This window comes from Streptomyces sp. NPDC059010, from assembly GCF_042740355.1.
GTDB lineage: Bacteria > Actinomycetota > Actinomycetes > Streptomycetales > Streptomycetaceae > Streptomyces.
In genome coordinates this window covers 49,999-74,969 of record NZ_JBHYJA010000045.1, presented here as the reverse complement: position 1 = coordinate 74,969, position 24,971 = coordinate 49,999, and the positions used below count along the sequence as shown (strand labels likewise).

Here is a 24,971-nt window from a genome sequence, read left to right as displayed (position 1 = left end):
TGCCGATACCGGGGAAACGGTGCGGATACTGACCGGACACACCGGCCCCGTCCGCGCCTTGGCCTGCCTCACCCACCGCGGCCGCACGCTGCTCGCCAGCGCCGGCACCGACCACGTCATCGGCCTGTGGGATCCGGTCACCAGCCATCGGATGCGCACCCTCACCGAGCACAGCGCGTATATCAATGCTTTGTGTGAAGTGCGGGTGGGTTCCAGGATGCTGCTGGCTAGTGCCAGCAACGATCACACTATCCGCCTGTGGGATGCCGATACCGGGGAAACGGTGCGGATACTGACCGGACACACCGGCCCCGTCCGCGCCTTGGCCTGCCTCACCCACCGCGGCCGCACGCTGCTCGCTAGCGCCGGCACCGATGCCAGGATCCGTTTGTGGGATCCGGCCACCGGCCAGGCGGTGCGAGTTCTTGCCTCGGAAGGGGTGTGGATCAACGCGTTGTGTCCCGTTGTGGTGGGTCAGCAGATGCTGTTGGCCAGTGCGGGCAATGACCAGGTGATACGCCTGTGGGACTGGCAGGCGGGCGTCCTCGTCCGCACGGTCGAGCAGCACACCGATTGGGTGCGTACCCTTACGTCGTTCCGGGTGGGTCGGCGCTCTGTGATGGCTAGTGCAGGGCACGACACTGCTGTGCGCTTGTGGGAGGGCAGCAGTGGTCAGATCGTGCCCGGCGGATTTGAGGGCCACACCGACTGGGTGACCAGCGTGTGTGTTCTGGCGTGGGGCGAGCACACGCTGTTGGCCAGCGCCGGCAATGACAGCGCTATTCGGCTGTGGGATGTCCAAGCCGGACCGCCCATGCCTGCTGTTGATCAGGGTGGGGCGGTCACGGCGGTATGTGCGATGACCGTCCACGGCAAGACCTATGTGGCTTCGGCTGAAAGTGATCACCGGGTACGTGTGCGTGATGTCGCCACCGGCGAGGTCGTCACGGTGCTTGAGGGGCATGCTGACTGGGTCCGCACCCTGTGTGTCATGCCTATCGGCGAGGAACCTCACCTGGCCGCCGGGGGCGACGATGGCCGCATCCTGGTCTGGGACACCGCACGGGCAACGATCCTGCGCACCCTGCCCGGTCACGATGACGCTCTGACCGGGCTGTGCCCCGTGAGGGTAGGCGGACGCACGTTGTTGGCCAGTGCCAGTAGTGACCGCACGCTGCGGCTGTGGGATCCGGCCACCCACGCACATTGCCTGGCCCAGGAGTCCTTCGACAGCGCCATCGCGGCCTTGTCTACCGTCATAGTTGAAGGCCAGCAGCTCGTGGCCGCCGGGTTCGAGGACGGCTCAATTGTCCTGTGGGATCCCGAGCATCGCCGCACACTGCGGGTCTGGCCAGCCCATGGTGAGCCCATCACGGCGCTGACTACTGTGTCCCTACAAGGGCAGCCCTTGCTGGTCAGCGCCGGCGATGATCGCATCATCCAGGTGTGGGATCCCACCACTGGTCAGGCACGCCAGCGTCTTGACGGACACTCCGACAAGATCACCACTTTGACGGCCGTGACTCATGGATCGCGTGGTCGCCTCATCTCCGCCAGTGACGACCGCACCCTCCGAGTGTGGGACCTGCAGGCATCCCACTCGACCATCTCCATCACGGTGCACTCCCCCGCCTGGGATGTGACGTCCAGTGGTGACCTTGTCGTAGTGGGACTCAGCGATGGCCTGCTCGCCTTGGCACTCGAGTGAGGCGCTCTCCCTGCCCGCCCCGCCATCGCCCCGTTCCATGGAAGGGTTGAGACCCTCGTGGCGCCACGACGGGCAGCCGACCGATGTCGGAGGAAACAGAGGGGGGCCACCATGCATCAATGCGCACCACCGTCACGCAACAGCAGTGAGGGAGGGACGGCTATGCCGGGCGAAACGAGGAGCGGTTCGATGAGGCCCCGTGTCAACGCCAAAGAGCGCTTGCCTCCACGATCCCTCGCCGTCGGTCGTGAGTGCAGGGATGGCCGCACGCAGCAGGGCCAGCGCGCATGAATAAGGACATCGACGCACTGTATGAGACGTTTCGGCTCGTGCTGGAACTGTCCCAAGCCACAGCCCGTCTGGAACAGTTCAGTCTGGAGCCGGCTGAGATTGACGAACTGTGTGAGCGCCACGCGCGGCGCGCGGCGCGCGACGAGCACCAGGCACCGGTGCCTGCGCAGTCCTACCCCGGACACACCACCTGGTATGCGGGCCCGCGCGAGGGCGACGTGTATTGGCCTGCGCTCTTGCGTCAGCTCGGAGGCGCGGCGTTTGCAAATGAGGCGCTCACGGGCCTGGATGATGCGTCCTCGCGGATCGTGGCGAATCTGCAACATCCCAAAGAGCCCTCGTTTTCCGCCCGCGGTCTGGTGCTGACATACCCTCAATCCGGTGCCATTACAAACATCGCGGCAGTGATCTCCAAGGCAGCCGACCGCGGATACCGGCTCTTCATTGTCCTGGCTGGCATCCATAATGTGTTTCGCGAACAAGTACACCAGCGCCTGACACGGCAGCTCGTCCAGCCACATCCCGATCGCTGGGTAGAACTGACCACGAGCCAGCAGGAATACACGTCACCGCTCAACGCGCTGCCAAGTCTGGGCAGCGGAATGCCTATGCTCTGCGTAGTGAAGAAAAACGCGACCGTGCTCGGCAAACTCGCTCGCTGGCTGGCGCAGGCCTCTAGTCTCCTCCACGAGTACCCTGCGTTGATCATTGATGTGGATGCCGATCTGCCGTCCGTAGCATCGACCAACATCAATCCCCGTGTCGGCGACATGCTCCACATCCTGCCGCGCTCGGCCTACCTGGCGTACACCAGCAGCCCTCTGACGAGTCTTCTCCTTGAGCCAGGTGCGACAGATCTTTTCCCCAAGGACTTCATCGTCGCGCTACCGCGGCCGCCTCACTACACCGGAACCGAAATTCTCTTCGGCCACGGCACGAGTGAACATGACGACCCGGAACAGGACGACGACGGATACGACATGATCCGGTTGATCCCTGACCAGGACATCAGCGACCTACGGCCCGCCGCCCGAGAGGCCGTGACCGACTTCAACCCCAGCCTTCCCGCCACCTTGCGCCAGGCGGTGGAGTACTTCTGGATGGTTGCCGCGGCCCGCACGGTCCGCGGCAGCGGCACTCGCCACAACACGATGCTCATCCACGCCAGCAACAACGCCACCGTTCAGGCCAGCTTCCTGGCTCCCCTGAAGGCGCTACGTGACGACATGGCTGAACGGTTGGCCTCCCCCGACTACCTCGCTTACCTGCGCCGCTCATGGCAGCAGGAAATCCAGCGGGTACCCGCTGCAGACTTCGGCCAACAACCCGTGGATTTCGACGAGCTGATCGTCTATCTGCCCACCGTGTTGCAGCACTGCCAAATCCTCACGAATAACTCCAGCACTGACACTCACTTCGAGAACTCCTTTTACCCTGCCACCATCGTGGTCGGCGGCGGCACGCCCCTAACGCGTGGCCTCTTTTTGGAAGGCCTGTCGGTGGGCTACTTCGTCACCACCTCCTCGGCTTACGACACCCTGCAGCAGATGGAGCATTGGTTCGGCTTCCGCGCCGGCTACGGCGACCTCCCACGGATCTGGATGCCCGAACAGCTCTCCGCATGGTGGCGCGAAATCGCCGACACCCAGATCGAACTGCGCCAGCAGCTAGAGCGCGCAGCCATCGAGAACATCAGCCCGCTCAACCTTGCTGTTCAGATTCGGTCACATCCCAAGCTGCGCACCGTCACGGCAGCCAAACGGCATCAGTCGCCTTCCTCCGTCTCCTACGGCGCCAAGCGCGTGCAAACCCACTACTTCCACACCAATGCCAGCTGGCTGCGTTCCAACCTCGAAGCGGCCCGCAGCCTCGTGGCCACCGCAGCCGACCAAGCCACCCACACCGAAGCCCGCCCCGAGCTGGGCCGCTACCTCTTCCGCAACGTGCCAAGTGATGCAGTCATCAACTTCCTCGCTACCTACCAGTTCCACGAGCAGTCAGCCGAAACGGACCCCAGCCTCCTCATCGACTACATCCGCAAGCGCATCACCGTGGCCGACTCGCTGCGTCAATGGAACGTGGCCATCATCGGCAAGCCCGCCACCCATCCAGGCGAGACGTTGACCTTCGCCGAGAACATCACGGTCGGCCGAATCATCCGTTCTCGCCTCAACGTCGCCTCGCAGCAACCTGACTTCGCCGACATCAAAACCCTCATGGGTGCGCGCGATGCCGCCATCGACCTGGCCGGCGATATCAACAACCTGAACGAACAGACCATGCGAGCAGCCCGGCGCCAACAACTGCCCCACACTGGACTGCTCGCCCTCTACCCCATCGACAAGACCTCCGCCCCCGCCTCGGCGAAGACGCACCGCGCCCCCCTCAACGCTGAAGAGCATGTCATCGGCGTCGGTCTCGTCTTCCCCCATCCCACCACCACAGACTCCACCGTCTGATTCCTCGCGACTCAACCGTCGCCAGATGCAAGCCTTTTTAGACACCAAGCCGCCGGTGAGCCACGGAGAGCCGTCGTAAATGACGTCTCGTAGGCTGGGAGCGTGGCGCGTGGCCGACTGCCTGGAGGGGCACTGTGGACCTACGCGAAACGGGTCTGATGCACGATCGGGTGACATCTGAACTGGCCTGCCGTGTAGGGCGGGTGGGAAGCGTGGCGAGTCACTCTCGCCGGGATCGACGCCATCGCTAGCGCTGACCCTCCACCCACCTAAGCATTCCAATCAATCAGGGCGTTGCTTCCCCTGCCACCCCTCGGCGTGGAGGGCTGCTTGGGAGGTGTCCGTTGGCGGACTGCACCTGCGTTGCGATGGAACGCAGGTGGTCGGCGAGTTGTGGCTGGTCGTAGCGGGTGAAAATCTGCGCGAGGCTGTCGACGAGGTTCGTGCGGGCGGGCGTGTCGAGGTCCTGCACGAAGGTCTGGAGCAGGTGGGCGACTTGGACCCAAGCGGTGTGCGGGGCGTATGTGGTGATTTCTCGCGTCAGCTGGCTCAGTGCTTCGATGGTGTTTGGGTCGGCGGCTTGCGGCTGGTGGATGAGCCAGTAGGCGAGAGCCAGTGTGGGCGTCGTGGACAGGGCCCGGTGTAATTCCTCTGCCTGGTACTGGCGTTGTCGGTTGGTCTGCTCGATGAGGGCGTTGTCGTGCATCTGACGCTGGAGGCAGACGACCGCCTCGATGTCTGAGCTCTCAGCTGTCAGGTGCACCCGGGCCCACAGGAGGCGGACGGGAGCATCGGCTCGGTCGTGTGAGGTGCCCAGTCGGCTGTTGATGTGGGCTTGGGCCGCTTGGTGTTCCGTCAGGGGATACAGGCCCGACACAGCGCGGGCCGTTTCGAGAGCGTGGTGGGTGGCAGCTGCGCGGGGGTCGTGGTGGTGCCGGGCGGCTGGTGTTTCTTCCCATCGTCCGGTCAGGTGTGCATAGAAGTGGTAACCGGGGGCGTTGCTGGGGAGCGGGTAAGGGTTGTCGTTGTCGGCGAGGTCGCCGGCCCGCGGGGCGAGCCAGCCGGTTCGGTCACGGTTGCGGCGCATGAGGGTCAGGGGGCGCGGCGGGGTCTTCGGCCCTCATACGGGTCGATAGCTCGTCGCGCAGGCGGGCGGCGTCGCTGGGCTGCGGCGAGGGAGGTGCAGGGGTCCAGCTGAAGAGCAGGTTCTGCATGGCGATCATGCGCCGCGCGCTGTAGTGCGGGTCGGTGGGACGGTGTACCGCGCTCAGGAAGATCTTCTGAATGGTCGCACTGAGGTCGGGGGTATCGAGGGCTGTCTGCATCCAGTAGCCGAACGCTTGGGCCACGATCGGAGACCAGTCGGTCGTAGGCAAAGCGTTGCGCCACATGTCGCTGAGCCACACGGCATTGATCTGCTGGTCCGTCAGGAGAGCGGGCCCGTCAGGCGTACGGCGGGCGGCGAGGTAAGCGAACGTGCTTTGTGCTGCTGCCTGCTGGGGTTTTCGGTGGTCCCCGGCCCACTGGGTGAGCTGCTTGTGGATGGCGGGGCGCTGGTCGTCCTGGTCCCACAGGATGTTGACGGCTTGGCTGATGGCGGTAGTGACCTCATCGCTGTGCACGGCGTTCTGGTCGACCGGGGTGGCCAGCTCAGCGATTCTGCTCAGCATGCTGGTCGGGTAGATGGTGGCCAGCCGCTGGAAGGCCCGGATGAGGACGACTTTGAAGTCCGCGCTGAGGGTGTCCGTGTCCCTGACCCATCTGCGGTAGGCGCTGCGGGCCAGAGCGCCGGCGTGGTCGTCGATGGCGGCAAGCACCAGCAGGTCGCATGCGGCGTCGGTGTGGGACGAGGACCATTGCTCAGCCAGAAAGCGCAGGAGGTTCGTCCTGCGGTGGCGTGCGGTGTAGTGCACGGTCCAGTGGCTGACACGCTGGGCCAGTGGTGCGGTTAGGTCTGCTTCACCGAGTGTGGTGACTTGAGCGGCGGTCCAACGAGTGAACTCCTCCAGAAGGTGGGGACGGTCGTCGAGAAAGTAGTCGACGACCGCTTCGGCGTAGTTGTGGTATCGGAAGCGGATGGTGCCGTCGGGCTGCAGTTCGGCGTTGGCCGTGTGGGTCAGCGCCACGACCCCCAGCCCCTGCTGTCCGTTGCGGGGCTCGGGCTTCTCGTTGAGCGCCGTGGCCAGGCTGGCGGAGGCCCGGTAGATCTTGTCGGAGCTCGCGCCCTCCAGTACCGCTGCAGCCAGGAGGTAGTTGCGGTAGGCGCTGTCGCTGTGGGTGTTGTGCCAGTTGAGAAGTTCGGTGCGCCAGTCTTCGGCGGCCTTGACTACTTCCAGGACCAAGCACTTGAAGTACTCGGTGTCAGGTGCCGCGTCGGATCCGAGGCCGCCTTTGCGGCGTTCGATGTCCTCGGTGGTGATGATGGCGTTCGCCCACGCCGCCATCTTCGCCGGCAGGAGGGGGGTGATGCCCCTGCTGATGGGATCGGACGACAGCCAGTTGTCGATGTTGATCGTGAACGGCGCCTGTAGCAGTTGCTTGCGCAGGATGTGCTCGCGCGGTGGCCCTTCCAGGGGCCTGGCGATTTCGGTTGCTCCCTGACCGCATTGGGCCCAGGCCGTGGTGCTCATGAGGACGACGAGACAGGATCCCTCGGGCAGCCGGTCTGTGTCCTCGACCAGTTCGCGGCCGAAGCCAGCTGGAGGCTGTTCCGCGCGCAGGTCCAGGATCCATCCGGTATGAGAATCCTGCAGTCCTGCCATGTTGAACGGCGCATTTGGTTCCCGACGCACCTGGCGGATGGTGTCGCCAGCGCGACGACGCAGTACGTCCAGGGCAGTGCTGAAGCGGCCGCTGCCGTCGGCCCCTGTTAGGACGACGACCGGCCATTGGTCAAGGATCTTGCTGATGGCCTGGTCGTCGTCTTCGTCGCGGACGTAGGTCGTCAACTGCGTGGCGACTTCGGTCGGGGACAGTGCAATGCCCCGCAGCCGGCGGAATCCCTGCTCGATGAGGGTGCCGATAACAGTGCCGCGGTTCGTGCCGATGCGCTGGCTGACCTGCCCGCTCCAGCTGGACTCAGTGAGCTCATCGTGGAGATGAGTGTCCCCGGAGCTGCCGTCGTCGTCAGGAGTTCCTTGCTCTACAGGAGCGTCGGACTTCTCCGAGGCATCCGGCACCGCGGGCTCAACGGGGAGATCGGGACCAAGCGGGGCTTCATGCCCGCCAGGGTCGTGCAGGTTGGACGACTCCGTCGGTGTGTCAGGAGCCGGCCCCGCGAGGCCCGCGAGAGGGTGCTGTGCGGGGGGTGAGGCAGCGGCCGGGGGCGCTTCCGGTGTCTGCGGCATTGGGGCGCTGGAGGTCACGGGCAATCCTTTTCGAGACTGTGGGGACAGTGAGGTTCAGCGCTCGGGCCGGCTGGGTGGGCTGCCGATGCTCCGGGCGCGCATGCCGGTGACCGTGGCGCCTTCGGCAACAGTGGTGATGTCCTGGTCTGTCTCCGCGTAGCCGCTGATGGTGTCATCGGCATGCATGCCGGTGACATGGCCCTGCACGGTGTGGATCTTCTGCCGCGAGAAGGGGCCGGAGGGTTGCCGGTCTTCCTCTCCCTGGAACGTCAGCCGTTGTCCGTAGAGGTCCTCCAGCCTGCCGCGCAGCCGCCCGAGCATCCGCAGCAACTCGGCATTGCCCACCTCGACGGGTGTCGCACCTCGGCGGTACGCGCCAAGAGCGTCACGCAGCAACTCCAGCTCTCCTTGGTGCACCGCAAGTTGCTCCTCATCGACGGTCAGCGGCAGGGCTAACTCGCCCCGCAACGGCACGGGTGATGCCAACTCGGACTCAGGTGCGCCTCGCCGGTCCAGCAGGTTCTCAAGCCGCTGGTAGAGGAATGTGAACGTGGCAGGCAGCCCCGCACCGAGCAGTGCGGATAGAGCACTGAAGTCAGACATGAACTCCCCCTGGCTCGCGTCGATTCGTGTCAGAAATTCTCGCTCGCTTACCGACCACGAAATCCTCCCTTGGGGAACATGACCAAAAAGGCACCGTACCGCTTCCGTCACTCGTGTTTCCTGCACATCAGGAGTCACTTTTCTCACGCACCTATGGTTTCAGGTCTCGTATTCGCGGCCTGGCTCTGCGCCCGGATTCTCGGATACAGAACCCGCGTCCCGTCCTGCTCCTTGGCCATGCGGTGGCAGGTGCCCGTGCAGCCGGTAGACCAGCTCATCAGGGTGTCTGGCCAGGCGTTCTCGGCGCCACGCCGCATCGAAGGAGAGCTGGCCACGACTCCGGGCCACGGCCCAGGCGGCGCGGCTGCTGGTGACAGGAGACAGCAGTAATCGCACGAGAGTCAGACGCATACCGTTCAGCGTGGCTGCCCGCATTCCGGCCGACCGACGCTTTTTCCGCACTCTTGGACCCCAAGACGCGCCCGTATCAAAAACAGGACAACACCACATTGGCGAGCAATGTTCTTCCCTGTCAGAGGCTGCCCCCTCTGTTCCTTACGGACGGAGTTACATTCCCCCTCCCATCGCACAGAGAGCGAATACCTGAGAGGGTATTCCGATCGGACGCAAGGGCGGCTTCCGGCCTGTGCTGCGATGCCCCGCCCAGGGCACGGGGCAGTTGTCGGTAAGCCGCAAGGCAGTCATGCGATGTTCCGGCCGTCTGCGCGCTCGTCGGAGAGCAGCCAGGAGTCGCTCAGTGGGCGACGACGTCGACGTCGTGGACAGTCCAGCCGCGAGCCCTCATCGCCTCGACGTACGGTTCGGCTCTCGTGCGGTGCGCGGCCAAGGCGAGCAGATGGGTAGGGCGGGTGGCTCCCACGAAGACGAGCTGCGCCGCACGCTGCACTGTGATCAGGGCCTTGGTGGCGTCCTGTTGCTGGCTCAGGAGTCCGAGGACCTCGTGTACGTCGTACTTCTTGCCGCTGCGTTCCAGGCATTCGAGGATGAGCGTGGCCGCGTGGGTCTCGCCCTTGGCGCTCTGGATCGATCCCGCAACTGACGGCACTACTCCGTGTTCCGTATCCGCCGGCACTTCGGGCACTGGGGCTGGCTGGTCAGCACAGGGGACGTGGGCGAGGGGGTCGGTCAGGCGTGCGACCCCTTTCAGGGGGCTCTGGGTCAGGTCGGGCAGCAGGCGCTGCAGCCGGGCAGTGATGACGGCCCACTCGGCGTGGCTATCGAGGGGGCTCGTCAGCATGTCGTGCAGGAGGAGGCGGGTCCTGCCTCCGGCGGTGGCCGGGTCTCGGTCCAGGCGTCTCAATGGGGGCAGGCTGCCTGAGGTGGCGAGCCGGGCGACGTCACGGATGGCGTTCCACAGGAGTGTGACGGCTGCGTGGTTGTCGCCGGCTTTCCGGTGTGCCTGGGCGGCGCGTGCCGATGTGATGACGCTGCCGATTGCCTGGCTGGGCACGGTGGTGAAGCCGGGCACGTAGCAGGAGACGGACTGGGGAAAGGCCTTCGCGCCGCCCCGGGTGAGGCGGGATCCCAGGACGCGGGGCGGGCTGCCGAGGAGCAGAGGACGGGGAACGGTGGCTGCTGCCATGCGTTCGAAGGCCGGGACGACCTCACCGACGGTGTTGTCGTCGAAGAGCAGGAGGGCGATGGTCCCGTCGTGGCCGGCGCCGTCGATGCGCTTGCGGCGGTGGATGGTGAGGTCGCTGGCGAGGGCGGCGACCTTGCTGCCGAACCGGCGGCTGACGGGGAGTTCGGCGGCGTGGGGCAGTGGGAACGACGACGGCTGGGCCTCGCTGGGGCTGTCGGTGAAGATGCGCTGGTTGACGTCGCCCACTCGCTGGACGACCGTGCTCGGCGAGCCGAAGACTTTGTCGAGCAGGCGCTGCTGAAGGTCACTGGTGTCCTGCATTTCGTCCAGGAGGACGAAGGGGAAGCGGTGGGCGGCGGCTTCGGCGAGCTGCGGGTGGTGGGTGAGGTGGCGCTCCGCGAGGGCGAACATGTCGTGGTAGCGGAAGATGCCCTGCTCGGTGAGCTTCTCCTTCAGGGCCGCGAACTGCCGGCCGCTGGGGGTGTCGGGCTTGAACGGCTGGGTGCCATCCGGTCCCGTCGCGGTGAGTTTTCCGGCATCGCACACGTAGCGGGCTTCCGACACGAGTGCGGAGCCGTTGCGGCGCTTTCCGAGGAAGGTGTTCAGCGTGCGGAAGGCGGGGTGGCGTTCCAGCAGGCGCAGGGCCGCGGCCGCGTAGGTGTCGTCGTCGACGGCCTGGACTTCAATGCCGCGGGCTCGGAGGGCGGGCAGGGCGAAGAAGGTATTGGTGAAGGCCTGGATCGTGCCGATGAAGTGCGGGTACTGCAGCAGTCGGCGTCCGGCCGGTGTGATGGCGAGGCGGCTGCTGATCTCGTCTTTGGCTGTGTTGGTGTGGGACAGGACGCAGATGCCGCGGGTGGGTGAGTTCCATCCCTGGCCCAGCAGGGCGAGTTTGAGTCCGACCAGGCTGGTCTTGCCCGATCCGGGGGCTGCTTGCAGGTCCAGGCGCTCAGCGCTTTGGATGAAGTCCCACTGTTCCTGGTGCGGCAGTTCGAGGCCGAGCTGCTGGGCGAGGGCTTCGACCTTGTCCTTGATGAAGACGTCGGGTGCGTAGAGGGGCGTCATCGCTCAGACCTCGCTGCACAGGTAGGTGAAGGCGGCCACGAGGTAGGGCGGCAGATCAGTTTCGGTCACGGTCGTGGTCTGCAGGAGGCGGGCCGCGTGGTGGGCGGCGATCGGTTTGCTGCCCCGGTTCATGCGCAGCGGCTCGTAAATGTCCAAGGCCGCCTTTTCCAGGGGAACGTTACTCTCTCGCCACTTCGTGACTTCCGCCTGCGCGGCACGGTCCAGGTCGGCGAGCTTCTCTGCGGTGGGCCAGGTGGTTTTGGAGGCGACGGCGGCGCGGACAGCCTGGTGCATGAGGGTCGCCATGGTCCAGGAGGCGGCGGCCAGGTCGTACTCCAGCGTCCAGCGGTCGGAGACGAAGGTGCGCACGTGGCCGCTGTCCTCCGCCGTGAGCGCGGCGACGTGATCGGTGATCTGCTGCTCGGTCATCTCTGCCGAGCACTTCAGACTCTTGCGCATCTCCACCGAGGTGCCGGCGGGTACAAGGTCCCGGTCTCGGATGCAGGCCACCGCGACCGGGATCTGGGCACCGTCGCGCTGGAAGATCCGGCTGTAGCGGAAGAGGCCGACACCGCCAACGTTGACGACGCTGGCACCGCATTCGCTGAACGACTGGCCGAGCGCCTGTGCAAGAGCGGGCAGCAGGATGGCTTCGGCATCGCCCTCGACGATGGCCACGCTGCGGGCGAAGAACAGGTTGGCCTTGGTCACGTCGAGGAAGCGCGTGAGAAAGGCGTAGTCGCCCTCGTCGAGGCGGGTCAGGCCCGGCGCCAGACGGAACGTGGACCCGCGGGCGACGAGCGTGAGGTGCTCGACCGGGATGGCCGAGGCCAGGTTGGGACTGTGGGTGGTGAGGATGACCTGGACCGGCGGCGTCCCCGCCGTCTGGGCAGTCTCAGCGCGGTCCCGCAGAAGGTCCATGATGCGGGTCTGGAGCTGCGGATGGAGGTGGGCTTCGGGTTCCTCGATCAACAGCAGTGGGGCGAAGGCACTCTTGCCGAGCAGCAGCAGCTCGGCCGCCATGAACAGGGCGTTGTTGTAGCCCAGGCCATGTCTGGTCCACTCCCCCGGACCCGCGAAAAGGGTCAACTCCAGGCGTTCCAGCGCGCGGGCGAGGGTGGCATCGCCGGCGACGCCTATCTCGCCGCGCAGGACGTCGGTGCCGATGGAGAATTTCTGCAGGTAGCCGGTGTTGATGTCGTTACGGGCCGCCTTCACCGCCTCGTTGTCGCTGATGTGTTGTTCTGCCCGCCGCAGGATGCCGACCAGGGTGCTGGCGGTGCCCTTCACCTCGTCGAAATCGTCCTCGCCCTGTTCTCGCATGGCCGGATAGCCGGCGAGGATCTGCGAGAGGCGGGATCCCCGGCCGGAGCGCAGTTCGGCCTCAGCGTCTCGCAAGGGGCGCAGGTAGGTAGCCTTCAGCAGCTCGCGCGCTGCACCGTCCAGAGCTGGCCCCTGCCCATCGCGGCCGGTGCGCGTGGTCACCGAGACGCGGTGGGGTCGCAGCGGGTCCATGAGCTCCGCCTTGACGGTGACATAGAGCGCGACATTGCCGTCGTCGTCCGTGGTGAGAAGCTCCAGGAAGACCGCTTGTTCTTCCGTCGTCAGGTCCTTGAAACCACAAGTGATCTTGAAGGTGCCCGCGCGGTCGTCCACTCCGACGTGGAAGTCGTCGCGCGTGATCCGGTAGTAGTCAGCCGCTGCAGTCAGCAGGCACAAACGGATCGCGTCAATGATGGCCGTCTTGCCGCTGTCATTCTCACCGACGAGGACATTTGCGGCGGGACCGAAATCCAGATTCAGGCTGGCATCCGTGTCACCGTTCTTCTGTGGCGTCGAACCGAAGATCCGGAAATTGTCCGCGCACAGACAGGCAAGGTACAACAACGCCCCCGAGTAATGAGGCCCGTGCCCTGGCTGGCCCAGGCGGCTGCAACCGCCTCAAGTTCCCCACCTGTGCGCGGTTCTGACGCATCATACGACTAAACATGACGCGCGCGTCTCGTTAGGAGAATCAGCCCCCAAAGCCAGAAATGGACACGTCAGGTCCCCGTAAACCCAATAACGGGGCGGAACCGTCATCGCCGCGCGACAGCATGGGAAAGGTGGACCCCTAAGGTCGGCATACCTGCCAACGGGGCACCCGCTGCGCACACGGCCTGTGCACCCTCGAAGGAATCACGACGATCAACGGCGCCTGCGTCCTACGGCACCCCATGGACGATCACGAACGCTCGATCGTCGGTCCGGACTGCTGAGGTCCGGGCTCGCCGACACCCTCCCGGGCGATGTGGTTAACAAGCTCCCCTGGCTCCACACCGAGCCCCGCAGCAATGTCCAAAAGCGTCAGCACGCTGGGGCTGCGCTGACCATGCTCGATATAGATGAGTCCGCGGAAACTCAACCCGCTTCGCTCCGCGAGCTCCTCCAAGCTGTATCCCCGGCCTTCCCGAAGGCGTCGAATCTGCATGCCGAGGGACAGGAGTCGGGCATCTGGTGACGGTTCACGTGCTGGCACACAGCGACACCACCCGGGCAACTTCTCCAGGACCATGAACAGCTGTGCATAATCGGGCTTCAGACTGGAAATCCTGCATGTGAGCAGACGCGAATGGTCGTGCAGCTGCGGGACCACTTGCCCGTACACCTCACCCGACGTAATCGGCCAGACCCAGGTGTGGCAGCAGGCCACTAGCTCACTAGCAATGAACGAGAACAAATGGCCAGACCTGTGTTGCCATTCGATCGATGGCATAAGTCATATCCAAAGCCCCACCGAGGTGACACACCCTGTAAGTGCGGGACCAGGAACCGTCCCCTTTACCCGTCAGCGGACCACGGACGGGGGCTCCGCTGGCAGGCTCGCTACGTCGATCACCTCAGGAAAGATCACAGAGAGTCGTTCGCTACCTGGCAGGAGGCCCTCGATCGGCTCGGCGAACTGACGACCCAAGACGCGACCGTAACGGGTGAGAGCCAGCCGGTACACGGTGAACGGGTCGCATTCTTCGGCGCTCAGATGATCGAGCGCAAACGGAAGAAGAAAAAGAGACCCAACACGATCAACACCTACGAGAGCCACCTCCACAACCACATTCTCCCGTTCGCGGGAAATCGCCTGCCCGCATCGCTGCGGCGCCGCGATTCGATGGCCTTCGTCGATCACTTGCTGGAAAAGCCCAGTCTCAGATCGGCCCGCACAATTGTCCAGATTTTCAAGACGTGGCGCATCCTCATCCACTACATGATGGACGAAGATATTCCACTGCCCGCAAACGTCGTGTCCCGCATCGAGCTTCCCGAGATCAATGACAGCGGAGTCTCTTTGACTCCCGAGCAGGTGGCCGCAGCGGCCGTTGCGATGCGGGTGATCGAGCCGCGCTACGAAGTCCTGGTCTGGCTCGGCGCATGCGCAGGACTACGCGCCGGGGAAGCTCTGGGTCTGACATGGGCGTGCGTGGGCTGGCAGGAGGATCTCCTCTACGTCCAAGAGCAGCGTCAGCACGGCAAGGCCGCACCGCTCAAAACGAAGGCCAGCTACGCGACACTGCCTGTGGATCATTTTCTGGTCGAGCGGCTAGCGACTCATGTGGCTCACTTCAGCGAGCCGGAACCGATCACCCTGGACGCTGCGCGCAAGCGTCGGGCTCGGGGTCACGTCGAGCCACCCGCCGAAGGGCTCATCGTGACAAACCGATACGGGAGGCCTGTTCAGAGCAGTGACTTCAACGGGAAGTGGCGACAGGTCGTAGCCCGGGCTGGTCTCCCTGAAGGCGCCCGTTTCCACGATCTCAAGAGCTTCTACACCTCCACACTCGGCGGCCCAGGTCAGCATGATCCGAAGACAGTCCAATCCCTCTCGCGTCACGCCCGGTTCACCGAAACCTGGGACACCTATGCCCGCCCGCCGAAGATTGCAGAAGGTCTGACGGTGACCGCTTTCGGCCAGGCATTCCACTCGATCCTGCAGCGGCCCAACGAATGTTGAGTGCGGCGCGATCATTTCGTTCGCCGCGCGCCTGTGACCGAACACTGCGCCCTTCGTCACAGCCGGGCGGGCACACGGCTGGGGACGGGATATGGCACTTGAGCCGCTCGGTGAACATCACGTCGATACGATCTGCCCATCGTTGCGGCCGATGTGCGCCGTAAGCCGCCTGGGGGAGCTGTCGTGTCCAACCGTGTTCAGCCGGTGCAGCAGGGCGACCCGCGCCAGGTGGGGCCCTACCGCGTTGTGGGGCGGCTTGGATCCGGCGGCATGGGCACGGTGTACGCCGCTCTCACGGCTACTGGCGAGCGGGTCGCCGTCAAGGTCGTGCATCCGGCTCAGGCCGCAGACGATGAGTTCCGCGCTCGGTTCCGGCGGGAAGTGCAGCTCTCCCAGCGCGTCACCGGGCCGTGCCTGGTTCCGGTCCGCGACGCCGACACCCAAGCTGCGACGCCCTGGCTCGTCACGCCCTATATCCCCGGCCTCACCCTCAACGAGCACGTGACGGCCAACGGCCCCTTGTCCGGAGGGCGTCTGTACGCGCTGGCCGCCGGCACCGCAGCCGCACTCGCCGCTGTACACGCGCAGGACGTCATCCATCGGGACGTGAAGCCGCAGAACGTCATCTTGGCCCCCTCCGGACCACAGGTCCTGGACTTCGGCATTGCCCACGCCCTGGACGGCACTTCGGTCACCCGCACCGGAGTGATGACCGGCACGCCCGGCTGGATCAGTCCCGAGCACTACCGCACCGGCGCCGTCGGCTCCCCAGCCGACGTGTTTGCCTGGGGGGCCCTCCTCGCCTACGCAGCCACTGGCCGCCTCCCCTTCGGCGGCGGCGCCGCTGATGCGGTGGCCTTCCGCGTCATGCAAGCCGAGCCAGACCTGGAGGGCGTACCGACCAGCCTGCGGCGCCTGGTGGAGAAGGCTCTGTCCAAGGACCCGTCTGATAGGCCGAGTGCCGCTGAACTCGCGGGTGAGTGCACCGAGTTGCTCTCAGCCGAGGCGACCGCCGCCGTCACGTCTGGCGACCAGCAGCCCACCCTGATATCCGACCTCGTCAGCGCGCACTGGGACCTGACACCTGAAGCCGAACCCGCCTGGCCCACCCCGCCCAGGCGCAATAACCGCACACGCCTGTATCTGACGGTCGCCGTGGCCGCCGCCGTCCTCGGCAGTCTCGGCGGTGCCCTCGCGGCTGCCTCCCAATCATCAAACGCCGCCCACGGCCAGGCCCCCACACCGAGCAGCCACACGAGCGCCGCCACTGCCACCGCCGCGGCCCAGCAGTCCACCTCCCGGGCAACGAGCCCTGCTACGGCCTCCCCCTCGGCGCCAGCGACGTCTCAAACCCCCCAACGCGCTAGCGTCCCCTCCCCCGCCTACACCCGCAGCGACAACGCCCAGCCCAACGTGGACGAATGGGCCTCAGCCCGGCTCCCGGCCACCTCGGCCGAGAAGACTGCCGCACAGCACCTGATCACGGAGGCAGCGCCAATCCTTCAGGGACAGCAATACATGGGCGACACCGTGACCGTGACCTTCAACCCCGCAGCCCAGACCATGTTCGTCACCTTCGGCCCCGGCATCTACCCGGAAGGACAGGACTACCGTGACGACACCGGATTCACTGACATCGTCCGCGGCCTGATGTTCGGCAGCTGCTCCGAAGCCCAGCAGAACTTCGGCAACGACACTGCCTGGCCCTACGGCCGTGCCGTCCTTGTCTACCGAGAGTCCATGGCCAGCCCCACCATCGTCGACTACCGCGAAGTCACCCACATCGACAGCTGCCGCGTGTAGCGCTCGATTCTCTTTACGACTCCTAACAAAAGTGCCGGGCTTGACCTGATGATTCGGAAGCCTCTTTTTGATTGGCGTCGTTGACGGGTTGCGGCCAACGACCGTAAGTACGGCCCTTCACGGGCATCCGTCCGAGCCTGGCACATGGTCGCCCCACCGTGTTCAGCGCCAAGGCACCTTGGTAACGTCACTTACCCAGCCCGCGATGCAGGTGAGGTCCCGGTAATTTCCGGTATATCCGAGCGAGTTGAGGATCAGCAACACGAGGTAGTGGCGAGCGAGAAGCCATGCATCTCGCGTCAGCCCGTCCAGTCCGTAGACCCGCTCCTGCGATTCTTGCGGGTGTACCAGCCGGTTCCTGACCCACGTGACGACATCGGCCCCGTCGATGTCCTTGTTCTCCTTTGCCTTCACATCGGCGGCGTGCTGCGCGGCTGCCGTCAACAGGCCAGAGTTGATGTCGACCGGAATCTGGGCGTCGCGCAGCACCGTGCGCAGCAGGTCGTGAGCTGGCCGCCGCTTGTACTCCCGCTCGGTCAGGGCACCGCTCAAGACGAGGCTCTGCCACATGATGTGCTCCAAGCCGGCTGTCCCCATGATGATTCGGGGCTCGACGAAGTCTCGGCTCCGCAAGGCCGAGATCGCGTACATCATCTGGAATCGCAGGGGCGTGAGTTTGTCCGGGTCGAGGAAGGCGGCGATCGCCAGACGCAGGAAGTCGCCGAGCGATTCGTGATCTTGGTCGTACCACCAGCCTTCGCTGTTCGAGCGTGCCGGGTCGCAGTGAGCGGCTCGCCACTGCTCCCAGACCACTCGACCGTCGCCGTCTTCTCCCACGGGCAGCATCGGGGCAGCCCAGCGACCGAGGGCAAACGAGATACCGACGTGCAGCGCCGTCAGCAACGGGTCGGCTTCGTCGGCCGTAAAGACGGAATCATCGGCGCGACGCACCTCCATGACGTGCGTCATCACGTACACGTCGGTCTTGTGGAGTTCCTGCCAGACCTGCTGGTGGTCAGGACGAACGTCGAGCGTGATCTTCCATCCATTGGCTTCGAGCAACCATCGGCCCGACCATTCATGCTTGCCGCGCGGCGTCTCCTCTACCAGTCCCAACGGTCCATGCCAGTTGGGCAGGTTGAACCAATGAACGAGGATTCGGCTCAAGGGAGCATCGGAGTTCCCGAAGACGGCGCCGTTCGACCAACCACCATCGACGCTCCGGGGGAACCCAGGCAGGGTCATGTCGCCCACGGGACGACGAAGTGTCAGGGGAACCTGGTCTCGGTTGGCGAAGCCCAGCGTCGCGCCACCGCCAACCTCCCACTCAAGGTTGAACCCGTTTGAGCAGGTCAGCTCGACGCGGCCAGGGACATCATCTGTGCCGAGCCCACCCATCGGGCCGTCGTGCAGGAGGATGGGCCGGCCCGGTTTGTTGTACGGGTAGACCGGCGTGAGCGGTGGACTTGCTGGAGGCGTGTTCATCGTGGTCAAGCGGTTCCACTCGCTGACAGAGATGAGTTGTCCAGGATCGCAGCCTCGTCGTATCGCCAGCAGTCGTGCTCTAAACCGTCGGCCGGCTGAGATGTCATGAGGTGCTCTTGGATGTCGCGCACATACACCGGCTGTCGGCTTCCCTTGACCACGGTGAATAGCGGATGGATCTCAGCTGCGGCCAGGTTGGCCGACAGAGATGGGTCCTCCCACATCGTGTTCAACACGTAGGCCAAGTGCCGGAGCAGCAGTTGAGTCGAGTCAGGGGTGAAGGCCACGGTACGCGCGAGCTGCGCCGCGCCATGCCCCGCAAAGTTCCTCAGCTTCACGTACTGCGCTGCGGAGTGCGGCAAGGGCCTGGCCTGCGGATCAGCGTGACCCTCCAGGTACCTCACACCCGTCCGAAGGACTTCGGTGCTGCCGTCTGTTCCGCGCTTGCCGCTGACGATCCGGCCGAGCAGTTCGGTGGCATCGAGGGCGAGGAAGAGCGACCCTAGGTAGTAGTTGTGCTCGAAGTTGAGCCCAGAGGCCTGCATGAACTCGCGCATGACACCGCAGACGTACGAGGCCTTGCACACGTATGGGTCGAGCCCGGCGATCTGTGCGGCATCGTCCCACCGCGGTACGTCGTGGGTGAGCTGGACAGCGTGCTGAGCGAGGAGGGGACGGTAGTCCATGACTCCATGGTCCGGCCGACTTTGGGCTTGGGCAACCTCTTCACCCACTGAGCAGCGTCAAAGCCCGATCACTACCAAGCGCCAGCAGGTGGGTCACGTCCGAGCAATGCTGGGCGTGATCCATCCCTGCCACTTGCCTCGCGGCCAGCCAGGCGGCCTTGGCACCACGCCCGGCTGCCGACAGGTGTCAACTGCCCCACACCGCTGCTGGCCGGCACTGAAGCTTTGCCGCTTTTCGGATTCGGCTGCGGGCAAATGCTGTCTGCAGAAATCTTCGGGACAGATCAGCTCAGCCTCTGTCACGCTTAGCCATGGCGACTGCATGGAGTTCATGGAGTTGGGACTGGCGCAGACTGGACTGCCTCGCCGGTTGCGGCGAGCTCGTCAAGCGCGCCCGCGACTCATGGGTGGAGATTGGCGGCACGCGCTCTGGGAGCTGGTTGATCGGAACACGCGTCGACGTAGGACGCATGTTCTCGGATCCCCTTCCACCACCGAATGACGAACCGCTCTATATGTTGGGGGCAGCTCACCGCGCTTGCCTCGGAACGGCTGTCCAACTCCTCCGCGCGGGCAGAGCCCAACTGGCCGACATCCTGACCACGATGGATATCGACACGAGTCTCGAAGGCCAGGCCCACACGAACTGGATGGCCCCTTCACCAGGCCGTTGCCCCTTCTGCCAGGACCCACACGCCCAGCCCACCGACGAGGACATCTACCCCAAGTGGCTCGTGCGCGAGATGGAGCGCCACGGCGTACGGAGCTCGGATCCCCATCGGCGGCGTATCAACTGGCCGACAACACGTGTCTGCCAGCACTGCAACAACACATGGATGTCAACGCTGGAGAACGACGTCAAGGACATCCTCGTCCCGATGTTCTTCCACGTGAGATCGCTGGACGAGCACGCCCAAGGCCGACTCGCCCTGTGGGCCACCAAGATGGCCATCCTTTTCGATGCGATAGGCAGCAACATCGTTCCTCACGGCGCCGGGCAGGGCTTGGAGATCTTCCGCCAACCTCATCACGGGATGCGGGTCTGGATCGCCGCGTACCACGACGTGAACCCGCTGACTGTGGTGTCGCGCCCGATCCACATGCCAGGGAACGATTCAAGTGACGGCTTCCTCGGCCTGTGCGTCACTTTCTCGGTGGTCAAGGTTGCGTTCCAGGTGCTTGTCCCCTTCCACGAAGGAGACCTCGCTCCCCTAGAGGACTTTCACGGTTCTGCCGTGCCGATTTGGCCACCGGTCAATCCCATACTCGACTGGCCACCGCGATACCGGTTCGACGCCACGTCCATCCAGGCACTCGCCGCGAGGATTGACGACAACCGCGAGGACCTGACGATCGAGGTAAACCTCGACGCAGCACAACGCGTGAAGCAAGCACCCCCGAAAGCGGATCCACCAGCGAGTCACAGCGGACGGAATGACCTGCGCCCAGTCCCGCCAGCAAAGAGACACACCGGACGATACTTTCGAAGACGTTCGAAGCGTCCCAACTCGCTGGCCACTGACTTGGGGCCGCATCCTGCACCCGACAGGTGCCCCATATACCCCGCACGCCCCATATCAGTAGGACAGGATGGACGATACGAGCCGTATATCTCCGCGCCGTCACCCACCCACACAGCCCGGATTCGACCCAGATTCGCCCCGGCCAGTTTGTTCAACGAACAAACATGCACCTTGACCTGCGGAAATAGGTAGCGGCAGACGAGTCGGGCTGTACGCCGGGTTCTGTTCCCTTCTCGGGTCATGAAAGGCTCAGGTCTGTCGCGTCTGGCCTGGGCCTCATCGGCCACCGCCACGAATCGAACCCGCGGCCCACAGGCTACGAGTGCGTCACGCCACCCATTCAGGAACGAGCCTGTCCATGATCGGCGTCTGATCCCCCTGCCGGAGAGCGGGAGTGATCGTCAGAGACTTCATGACGCATCCGAGCAGCATGCGCCGGTCCGCCATCGTCGACTCCTGCCACGCTTCCGCCAGTGCCTGTCCATCCGCGAAGAAGATCGACAGGTCCGCTTCTCGCGCAAGTTCCGCAGCCTCACTTTCGAGAGTGTCGATGACTGACGTCTGCTCAACAGACAAGGCCTTGAATCGGTCCTCCGCCAGCGTTCCCTCGACGTAGAAGTCGTGCTCCAACTTGTCGCGACGGGAGTTGGCAGCATCGAGCGCGGCCATGACGTCCTTCCTCCGCAACTCCCGCTCAACGTCGTGGAGGACGGTCCAACGCCGAACGATGGCATCAAGGCCAGGGTCTCCGTACTCAAGCGCGGAGACGTGACTCAGCCACATCGCTTCGACGGCTGCATCCATGCGTCCGGCTCGAACCACCACGCCTGCGCACACTTCCTTACCGTGCACAGCCCGTGTGCGACACCTGTACATGCGGCCTCGGTCACCACCACTACCGTTCATCGGACCCTTACAGCGCGGGCAGGAGAAGAAGCCCCCCAGAAGCGTCGTGTGCGGGCGCTTTCCTCGCGAACCTCCCCCGATCTTCGCGACGCGTTCGTCGATCAGAGCAAGAATCCGCAGCCGTTCCCCGGGCGTGACGACGCCTGTCCCGATGACCACCGGGTTGCCCTCAGGGTCTCGCACCGGTTCATCCGTCGGCACCCAGGTGTCCAATGGCTGGCCGTACTCGTCGTACAACCTGTTCTTTGCCGGTAGGAGGCCTGCCCAGGCTGTGGAACGGACCATGCGGGTGATCGCGCGCGCATCCCAGCGAGCGCCGTCGCGGGTCGTGATTCCCTCAGCGTTGAGAGTGTGCGCCACACGCATGGCCGAGCGCCCGAGCAAGAGGTCATCCGCGATCCGGCGTGCGTACGGGTATTCGGACGGGTCCCGCTCAATCCGCCCCGAACCCTTGGGAGACCGGATACCGTACGGCGTTCGGCCCCCCGGCCACTTTCCCGCCGTACGCGCGGCCGTCTTGCCCGTCGTCACCCGCAGAGTAAGGTCCTTGATCTCCTCTCGGGCCCGCTCGGCCAAGATGGCGAAGACGATGCGGGTGCCCGGTTGGCTGGAGTCCAGGTTCTCCTGGAGGACGTAGAGCCGAGCGCGACGCCGGTCGAATTCGTCCAGGGCAGTGCCTATAGCAGCCATGCCTCGTCGGTCGAAACGGTCCGTCTTCCAGACCGCCAGCGTCTTGACCTCGCCGTCCATGACGGCGGCCATCGCGCTTTCGAGCTCCACGCGACGAATGTGAGCCTTGGAGGCGCTCCGCTGCTCCAGCCACACCTTGCGTACGGTGAGCCCCTGCCGGTCCATCTCCCGGCGGAGGTCACGGGCGTGCTGCTTGAGCGTCTCGACCGTTTCCCTCTTCTTGCTGCGGCGGAGATAGAGGTCGGCCAGGTCAGCCGGGCGTTTGCCCGCCAGTTCCTCGGGGGTCGCGTCCCGGAACTCCTCAGCCACCTTCTGCTTCGCCATATTTCCCTCCTACAACACAGATCCGGCCGCTCCAAACGGCATCTGTGCAGGTGAGGGCTGTGCTGTATTAGGCGGCGCTCTCCCAGGCCAGGGCGAGGAATCGCTCGATGCGGCCGAGGTCGAGTTCGAAGGCCAGTGACACGGCGACGATGGCGTGGTCGACGTTGGCGGCGAGGATCTGCCCCTCGGACCGCTTGGAGGAGGTGGAGCGTACGAAGGCGGTACGGCGGGGCAGATACGCGCGTACGTACCGCGGGTTCCCGGCCGGTTCCACGGCGACCCAGTCGCCCGTGCACACGACCCGCAGCGGATCGTGCGGGGTGACGAAGGCCGTGTCGGCCCGGACGGCACCGTCGGCGGTGACGATGTCGCACTGCCCGCGGTCGACCCGCACGACGCGCCCGGGCAGCAGCCCCTCGGCGTCGTACGGGGTGAACGCGTCGGCCCAGACGGAGTCCCAGCCGTAGGGAGCCAACGCGGAGAAAACAGAGGTGGAAGTCAACGGGTGACCCTTCACAAGGGTGGCCCCGGCAGCCGCGTGCACAGACGCGGAGAGATCAGGTGAGGTCAGCCGGCGGCCACGGAGGTGGACTTGATGAACTGGATGCGGGCAGCGCCCATCGCAATGACAGCCATCGGTCGACACCTCCTCACTCATGTCCGCTGGACGGCGGCGGCCACCGGCCACCGCTCTGAACCGCCGTCACTCTAGCCCGGTCCCGCGAGGGCCCGTCAACCGATTTATGACGCGCAGTCCTGCCCGTTCAGCGTGAAGTCGTACCCCGCCGAGTTCTCGCCCTCCCACGACGCGATGAAGCCGAACGCCAGGCTGCCCTCCGCGGGGACCGCCTTGTTGTAGTCGGCGGCCGTGGCCGTCACCCGGGAGCCGTTCTGGGCGAAGTTCGCGTCCCACATCTGGCCGACCTTCTGGCCGTCCCGGAAGGACCAGGCGACCTGCCAGTCGTCGAGGGCCCGTTCGGTGGTGACGGTGACGGTGACCTGGAAGCCGTCGGGCCACTGGTTGACGAGGTCGTAGTCGACGCCGCACGTCGGCGCCTGGCTCGCGGACGGTTCCGGGTCCTCCTCTTCGGCGGTGGAGGACTTGGTGCCCTGGGGTTCCGGGTCGGGCTTCTTCGTCTTGGGCGGGGCGTCGTCCTGCGTGGTCGGGGGCGAAGACGGTTCCGGCGAGTCCGACACCGGCTGGGTGGCGCCCGTGACCGGCAGGGAGAAGCCCGGGCCGGCGACCGGCTGGCGGTCGGAGGGGTCGCCGCCCGCGGTCATGCCGTCGCCGGTGGAGCCGCCCGGCATCATCGACACCGCGAGGGCGAGCGCGGAGACGAGGACGGCGGCGACGAGCAGGCCGTTGCGTACGACGCGCGCCTTGTGCGCGCCGGGCTCCGACGGACCGGCGTCCGCGTCGGCCCGGTCGGCGCGTCCGGCGCCGAGGCGTACCTCGGTGGCCCGGCGGCGGCGCTCCAGGTAGGCGAGGCCGCCCCAGCCGATGACACCGCCGGCGAGCGCCCCGGGCAGCCCGCCGCCGTGCAGCCGCAGACAGGCGGCGGCCTCGGCGCACTGGACGCAGGTGGCGAGGTGGCGGGAGAGGTCGTCCGGGGTGCCGGCGGCCGAGGAGCGGGTGACGGCGTCGAGGAGGCGGGCGTAGCTGCGGCACCGCGCGTCCATCGGGGTGTCGAGATGGTTGCGCTGGCAGCGGTCCCTGAACAGGCCCCGGACCTGGGCGAGTTCCTCGGAGACCGTGTCCGGGTCGAGCCCCAGCCGGCGGGCCACCACGGGCAGCGGCAGTGCCTCCACCTCGGTCAGCCACAGCAGTGCGGCGTCCGGTTCCTGCATGTCGCGCAGTCCGCGCAGCGCGATCGGGCGCTGGAGCGGGGGTCCGGTGTAGCGGGCGGCGTTGTCGGAGTTGAGCCACAGGCGCAGGTCGGGGTCGAGTTTGTGGCCCTGGCCGGTCTCCTCCCAGGTCGCCGCCGTGGCGCGTACGGCGGTCAGGAGGAGGGGGATCCGGGGCAGGCGGGCCGGGCGGCGGCCCGCGCCGCGGTGGGTCCCGGCCTCGGCCTCGCGGGCCTCGCGTATGCCGGTCGAGAACGCCTCCGCGGCCAGTTGGTTGGCTGCCGCGGAGCCGGCCGTGCACAGGTCGGCGTACGACAGAACGGCGTCCCAGCACTCGGAGAACAGCGCGGCCTCGGTGGCGTCCTGGGGAGTCGGCAGGTCGGGCATGAGTCTCCTGCATCCACATGCGAGGTCAACTCGCCATATTGGCAATGGAGTTGGGGGGAACCTCGCGGCAGGCACCGAGCCTTTCACGGTTTCAACACAACTGACAAGCGCCGTGTTCAGATGTCGTGACAGACTGTCGCGCCCACAACTCCGGCCACTTGTACGGATACCGGCCCCGTCCGTCTCACCGGTTGGGGCAACCCACCGGTGCGCCCGGAGCTCCTCCCCTACACCGCTCCCCTATAGCCTCGGGCTCCT

General features: G+C 65.6%; 15 protein-coding genes and 1 pseudogene. 5 read left to right on the top strand and 11 right to left on the bottom strand.

Translation table 11 applies throughout. The features are described from left to right. Both ACFWYS_RS36440 and ACFWYS_RS36435 read left to right on the top strand, forming a co-directional pair. Window positions 1-1,708, top strand: a 1,708-nt coding sequence (locus tag ACFWYS_RS36440) for a WD40 repeat domain-containing protein (RefSeq protein ID WP_384778473.1), incomplete at its 5' end; no start/stop codon positions are given. A gap of 287 nt (window positions 1,709-1,995) precedes the next feature. Further along, window positions 1,996-4,458: a Z1 domain-containing protein gene (locus tag ACFWYS_RS36435; RefSeq protein ID WP_384778470.1), complete on the top strand. Its 2,463-nt coding sequence runs from the start codon at window positions 1,996-1,998 to the stop codon at window positions 4,456-4,458. Between the two features lie 286 nt (window positions 4,459-4,744). On the opposite strand, the gene ACFWYS_RS36430 is transcribed toward ACFWYS_RS36435, so the two are convergent. The 6 genes from ACFWYS_RS36430 to ACFWYS_RS36405 all read right to left on the bottom strand — a co-directional run bounded on the left by ACFWYS_RS36430 (window position 4,745) and on the right by ACFWYS_RS36405 (window position 13,546). After that, window positions 4,745-5,545 carry a hypothetical protein gene (locus tag ACFWYS_RS36430; protein ID WP_384778467.1) on the bottom strand — a complete coding sequence of 267 codons (801 nt, stop codon included), beginning with the start codon at window positions 5,543-5,545 and terminating at the stop codon, window positions 4,745-4,747. Next, window positions 5,529-7,637 carry a hypothetical protein gene (locus ACFWYS_RS36425; RefSeq protein WP_384778465.1) on the bottom strand — a complete coding sequence of 703 codons (2,109 nt, stop codon included), beginning with the start codon at window positions 7,635-7,637 and terminating at the stop codon, window positions 5,529-5,531. Before ACFWYS_RS36425 ends, ACFWYS_RS36430 begins: the two co-directional genes overlap by 17 nt. A gap of 222 nt (window positions 7,638-7,859) precedes the next feature. Further along, window positions 7,860-8,408 carry a hypothetical protein gene (locus ACFWYS_RS36420; RefSeq protein WP_384778462.1) on the bottom strand — a complete coding sequence of 183 codons (549 nt, stop codon included), beginning with the start codon at window positions 8,406-8,408 and terminating at the stop codon, window positions 7,860-7,862. Window positions 8,409-9,162: 754 nt separating this feature from the next. Continuing rightward, window positions 9,163-11,076 carry a UvrD-helicase domain-containing protein gene (locus tag ACFWYS_RS36415; RefSeq protein ID WP_384778459.1) on the bottom strand — a complete coding sequence of 638 codons (1,914 nt, stop codon included), beginning with the start codon at window positions 11,074-11,076 and terminating at the stop codon, window positions 9,163-9,165. Between the two features lie 3 nt (window positions 11,077-11,079). Beyond that, entirely contained in the window at window positions 11,080-12,963 is a 1,884-nt protein-coding gene (locus tag ACFWYS_RS36410; RefSeq protein ID WP_384778456.1) for an ATP-dependent endonuclease, read from the bottom strand. Between the two features lie 337 nt (window positions 12,964-13,300). Then, window positions 13,301-13,546, bottom strand: a complete 246-nt coding sequence (locus ACFWYS_RS36405) for a helix-turn-helix domain-containing protein (RefSeq protein ID WP_384778453.1) — start codon at window positions 13,544-13,546, stop codon at window positions 13,301-13,303. Window positions 13,547-14,095: 549 nt separating this feature from the next. On the opposite strand from ACFWYS_RS36405, the gene ACFWYS_RS36400 reads away from it, so the two are divergent. Continuing rightward, window positions 14,096-15,064 carry a tyrosine-type recombinase/integrase gene (locus ACFWYS_RS36400; protein WP_384778450.1) on the top strand — a complete coding sequence of 323 codons (969 nt, stop codon included), beginning with the start codon at window positions 14,096-14,098 and terminating at the stop codon, window positions 15,062-15,064. Between the two features lie 183 nt (window positions 15,065-15,247). Further along, complete coding sequence (locus ACFWYS_RS36395; RefSeq protein WP_384778447.1) at window positions 15,248-16,867, top strand: serine/threonine protein kinase; 1,620 nt, start codon at window positions 15,248-15,250, stop codon at window positions 16,865-16,867. 162 nt (window positions 16,868-17,029) lie between these two features. Here ACFWYS_RS36395 and ACFWYS_RS36390 read toward each other — a convergent pair whose 3' ends face one another. Both ACFWYS_RS36390 and ACFWYS_RS36385 read right to left on the bottom strand, forming a co-directional pair. After that, window positions 17,030-18,361, bottom strand: a complete 1,332-nt coding sequence (locus tag ACFWYS_RS36390; RefSeq protein ID WP_384778444.1) for a hypothetical protein — start codon at window positions 18,359-18,361, stop codon at window positions 17,030-17,032. Continuing rightward, complete coding sequence (locus tag ACFWYS_RS36385) at window positions 18,358-19,038, bottom strand: hypothetical protein (RefSeq protein WP_384778441.1); 681 nt, start codon at window positions 19,036-19,038, stop codon at window positions 18,358-18,360. Before ACFWYS_RS36385 ends, ACFWYS_RS36390 begins: the two co-directional genes overlap by 4 nt. A gap of 605 nt (window positions 19,039-19,643) precedes the next feature. Between ACFWYS_RS36385 and ACFWYS_RS36380 the strand changes: the two genes are divergently transcribed. Beyond that, complete coding sequence (locus ACFWYS_RS36380; protein ID WP_384778438.1) at window positions 19,644-20,753, top strand: hypothetical protein; 1,110 nt, start codon at window positions 19,644-19,646, stop codon at window positions 20,751-20,753. A gap of 135 nt (window positions 20,754-20,888) precedes the next feature. On the opposite strand, the gene ACFWYS_RS36375 is transcribed toward ACFWYS_RS36380, so the two are convergent. The 3 genes and pseudogenes from ACFWYS_RS36375 to ACFWYS_RS36365 all read right to left on the bottom strand — a co-directional run bounded on the left by ACFWYS_RS36375 (window position 20,889) and on the right by ACFWYS_RS36365 (window position 24,713). After that, window positions 20,889-22,481 (bottom strand): recombinase family protein, encoded by a 1,593-nt coding sequence (locus tag ACFWYS_RS36375; RefSeq protein WP_384778435.1) that lies wholly within the window; start codon window positions 22,479-22,481, stop codon window positions 20,889-20,891. A 70-nt stretch (window positions 22,482-22,551) separates the two neighbouring features. Then, window positions 22,552-22,983 (bottom strand): annotated as a pseudogene (gene rsgA, locus ACFWYS_RS36370) (GTPase RsgA); the annotation flags it as partial. A gap of 239 nt (window positions 22,984-23,222) precedes the next feature. Further along, window positions 23,223-24,713, bottom strand: a complete 1,491-nt coding sequence (locus tag ACFWYS_RS36365; RefSeq protein WP_384778432.1) for a cellulose binding domain-containing protein — start codon at window positions 24,711-24,713, stop codon at window positions 23,223-23,225. Window positions 24,714-24,971 lie beyond the last annotated feature (258 nt).